We start from the raw sequence: 3872 nt of genomic DNA on the forward strand, positions 1-3872 counted from the left end.
GAGCTGCCGCGACCGGCAATCAGACCGTAGATGAACAGGACAACCACCGCGCCCACGATGGCGCCGATGAAATTCGCCCCGTCATCCGGGCCATACCAGCCGACTGCCCGCCCAAGGTAAGTTGCCACCACGGCGCYGACGATGCCGAGGATGGTGGTGAGGATGAAACCCGACGGCTCGTTGCGGCCGGGCATGATCCACTTGGCGATAAGGCCCGCGACGAAGCCGATGATGATTGTCCAGATAATAGTCATGATAGGTTCCTTGAAGCTGTTGCCTCCACAAGGAACGCGCATCCCCGGCTAAGGTTGCGGTCGGCCGGGAGCGCGGCAACCATTTTTCATCTTCTTGCCTCAGTTGGGGCGGACGCTTCGCCCCAAGCCATCAGCAACGGAGAAGCACATCATGGATTCCGCCCATACCCCGTGGACCTATGAGGCTGTCCAGACTCTCAAGACCCTGGCACGCGAGGGCATGACAGCCTCTGTGATCAGCCTGAAGCTGAAACGCCCCATCGCGGATGTCCGGGCAAAGCTCAGCGATCTCGGGATTACCCCGGCGGCGGATGCTTAGAGCACAAAGGAGAGGCGCGGAAACATAGTTTCAATAAAGCGCCGCGCTTACCGCCAATTCACCTCGAACGTCTCGACGGGCTGTGCGAACCCCTTCAGGCTGCGATGTCCTAGGTGGGTGATCTGAAACCGATCGGACATCAGTCCCGACACGGTCTCGGATACGACGATGCTGTCCGGCTCCGCACTCTGGCAAAGGCGTGCCGCCATCTGCACGGTTGCGCCGAACAGATCATTGCTGTCGGCCACGGGCTCCCCGGCATCGAGCCCGATCCGCACGCGCAGCTTTTCCCGGCTTGCCAGATTGAAAGCGTCGAATGCCTGCTGGATGGACCGGGCGCATTCCACGGCAGCCGCAACCTCATCGAAGGAGGCCATGATCCCATCGCCGGTATGCTTGACCTCGCGCCCGCCCCTATCCTTCAAAGCCCGACGGACGAGCGCATCGTGCGCCCGCACCATCTCCACTGCCCGCACATCCCCCAGGCGAGCCGTCATCGCAGTGGATTCGACGATATCCGTGAACATGATCGTGCGGTGGGCGGGGTCGATCGCTGTCTGAATGTCTGGATGCTTGGGCGTTGGATCGGAGACGCGCCCAAGAAATGCCTCGACAGCCGACAGATCGACCTCGATGACGTCCCTGGCGATATGGCCGTGCGCCTCGTCATGAACGCGCATTGCCGTTTCAATATCCGGAGCGTCGATAAGGCAGAAAGCCGTTCCCCGCGTATCGTCGAACCAATAGGTGAGAAACCGGACCCCGTACTGGCTTTGAAGCTCAAGGTCCTTGCGATGCGCGTCCGCGATATCGGCGGCGGTGATGCCGCTCAGGTCATGGCGATCCAGGAAGATAGGCATCGTGCCCTCCCCGCTCCAAGGATATCCGCCAAGTTTACACGTTTCAGGCGCGGCCGGGGATGGCTTTTTGGGTCACATGGAATTCTTTCCGCCGGTCATGATGGGCCCATGGGCAGAACTCGGCTAACCTTTGTACGCCACGAGCATCGCGCCGATTGCGATCAGCATGACCCCAAGCCAGTTCGGCATCGACAACCGCTCACCGAGGATGCTGACTCCGAACAGGGCGACAAGGACGACGCTCATTTTGTCAACCGGCGCAACCCGCGCAGCATCGCCGAGCTTGAGCGCCCGAAAGTAGCAAATCCAAGAAGCGCCGGTTGCCAGCCCCGACAGGACGAGGAAGACATAGCTGCGGCCCGAGACGGATCCGAGCGGCTGCCATTGCCCGGTCGCGACCAGGATCAGCCCGAGAACGCACAGGATCACGATGGTGCGGATGAAGGTCGCAAAATCCGAGTTGACGTTCTCGATGCCGACCTTCGCGAAGATGGCCGTAAGGGCAGCAAAAGCCGCCGAGAGCAAGGCCCAGAACTGCCAGGACAGGAAAACCGGTTTCATCGCCGTACCTCATGATGGTTGGAAGCGTATGCCGTGCTGATGATGGAAAAACAGGTTAAGGACTAGGTTCAACCTGTCGATTGCCCGTTTCCCACAACTCACTGGCGATAGTCCGGCACTCTTCGAGATTTTCGCTGAATTCGCCCCTCAACGTGAGAAGCGCGATTGCAGCGGTAGCATTGATGATCGCTACGGCACGCTCGTCGCGCACAGTTCCCGCCCAGACACCATATCAATATTCGGGGCTCATCATCCCGACCTAGCGATAAGACTTCGGCTCCGGCATGGCGGGAAGAAAAAGATCATCCGCCTGCCCGGCACGCCATGCGCGATAGATCCATCATCCGCCACGGCTCGCCCGATGAGATCATGACCACGGACACCATGCGCGGTCTACGACATGGACGTGGATATCCGCGACATCGGGGGCGAAAGATCTCGCTCATAACGAGGAAAGCGGCCCTATGGGCCGCTTTTCGGTGATCGTGTTTGGTGTGGCTCAGGCGGCCTGCTGGCCGTCGAGCGCGACCTTGAACTCCGCTTGCGTCTTGGCCCTGATCTCGTCCACCGTCACGCCGTCCGCCAGCTYGATCAGCGTCATGCCCGTGCCGCCCCGCTTGTCGACCGCAAACACGCCCAGATCCGTGATCACCAGATCGACCACGCCCGCGCCGGTCAGCGGCAGCGCGCAGGCCTTGAGCAGCTTCGGGTCCTCCGAGCCGTCCTTGGCCTTGGCCACRTGCTCCATCACCACCACCACSCGCTTGACCCCGGCGACCAGGTCCATGGCCCCGCCCATGCCCTTGACCATCTTGCCCGGGATCATCCAGTTCGCCAGATCGCCGTTCTCGGCCACCTGCATCGCGCCCAGGATCGACAGGTCGATGTGCCCGCCGCGGATCATGCCGAACGAGTCGGCGCTCGAGAAATAGCTCGTGGTCGGCAGCTCGGTGATCGTCTGCTTGCCGGCATTGATCAGGTCCGCATCCTCTTCGCCCTCGACCGGGAACGGGCCCATGCCGAGCATGCCGTTCTCCGACTGCAGCTGCACCCGCATGCCTTTCGGGATGTAGTTCGACACCAGCGTCGGGATGCCGATGCCGAGATTGACATAAAAGCCGTCGCGCAGCTCCTGGGCGGCGCGCGCCGCCATCTGTTCACGGGTCCACGGCATCAGACGGTCTCCTCGCGCTTGCGCGTCGTGCGTTGTTCGATGTGCTTGACCGGGGCGGGCACGTGCACCATGCGCTTGACGAAGATGCCGGGCGTGTGGATGCAGTCCGGGTCGATCGTGCCGGCTTCCACCAGATGCTCGACCTCGGCGATGGTCAGGCGCGAGGCGGTGGCCATCATCGGATTGAAGTTGCGTGCGGTCTTGCGGTAGACGAGGTTGCCCTCGGTATCGCCCTTCCAGGCATGGACGATGGCAATGTCGGCGAACAGCCCCGTTTCCATGACGTAAGCCTCGCCGTTGAACGTACGCACTTCCTTGCCCTCGGCGATGAGCGTGCCGACGCCGGTCTTGGTGTAGAAGGCCGGGATGCCCGCGCCGCCGGCGCGGATGCGCTCGGCGAGCGTGCCTTGCGGGTTGAACTCGAGCTCGAGCTCGCCGGAGAGATATTGCTGGGCAAACAGCTTGTTCTCGCCGACGTAGGAACTGATCATCTTTTTGATCTGGCGGGTCTCGAGCAGGCGGCCGAGCCCGATGCCGTCGACGCCGGCATTGTTGGAGATGAAGGTGAGCTCCCGGGCGCCCGAATCGCGAATGGCCTCGATCAGGGTCTCGGGAATGCCGCACAGGCCGAAGCCCCCGGCCATGATCGTCATGCCGTCCTTCACCGCACCCGACAACGCCGCACCCGCGTCGCTGAAAACCTT

6 protein-coding genes are annotated in these 3872 nt (G+C 62.1%); 1 reads left to right on the top strand and 5 read right to left on the bottom strand.

What is annotated here, in order from left to right; translation table 11 throughout:
- Positions 1–254 (bottom strand): GlsB/YeaQ/YmgE family stress response membrane protein (locus tag ACXJKO_RS30425; RefSeq protein WP_457094750.1); only part of this gene is annotated, 254 nt, incomplete at its 3' end.
- Between the two features lie 151 nt (positions 255–405).
- Between ACXJKO_RS30425 and ACXJKO_RS30430 the strand changes: the two genes are divergently transcribed.
- The gene (locus ACXJKO_RS30430; protein ID WP_457094751.1) at positions 406–573 is read left to right on the top strand and encodes a hypothetical protein; all 168 of its coding nucleotides are present in this window, start codon (positions 406–408) and stop codon (positions 571–573) included.
- Between the two features lie 47 nt (positions 574–620).
- Here the strand turns inward: ACXJKO_RS30430 and ACXJKO_RS30435 are convergent, their stop codons facing one another.
- The 4 genes from ACXJKO_RS30435 to ACXJKO_RS30450 form a co-directional block, all read right to left on the bottom strand.
- Complete coding sequence (locus ACXJKO_RS30435; RefSeq protein WP_457094752.1) at positions 621–1433, bottom strand: nickel-binding protein; 813 nt, start codon at positions 1431–1433, stop codon at positions 621–623.
- 123 nt (positions 1434–1556) lie between these two features.
- The gene (locus tag ACXJKO_RS30440) at positions 1557–1994 is read right to left on the bottom strand and encodes an EamA family transporter (protein ID WP_457094753.1); all 438 of its coding nucleotides are present in this window, start codon (positions 1992–1994) and stop codon (positions 1557–1559) included.
- A gap of 499 nt (positions 1995–2493) precedes the next feature.
- On the bottom strand, positions 2494–3168 hold the full coding sequence (locus ACXJKO_RS30445; RefSeq protein ID WP_457094754.1) for a 3-oxoacid CoA-transferase subunit B: 675 nt from the start codon (positions 3166–3168) through the stop codon (positions 2494–2496).
- The coding region (locus ACXJKO_RS30450; RefSeq protein WP_457094755.1) for a CoA transferase subunit A at positions 3168–3872 on the bottom strand (705 nt) is incomplete at its 5' end. The genes ACXJKO_RS30445 and ACXJKO_RS30450, both read right to left, overlap by 1 nt.

It is taken from the genome of Microvirga sp. P5_D2, from assembly GCF_054049475.1.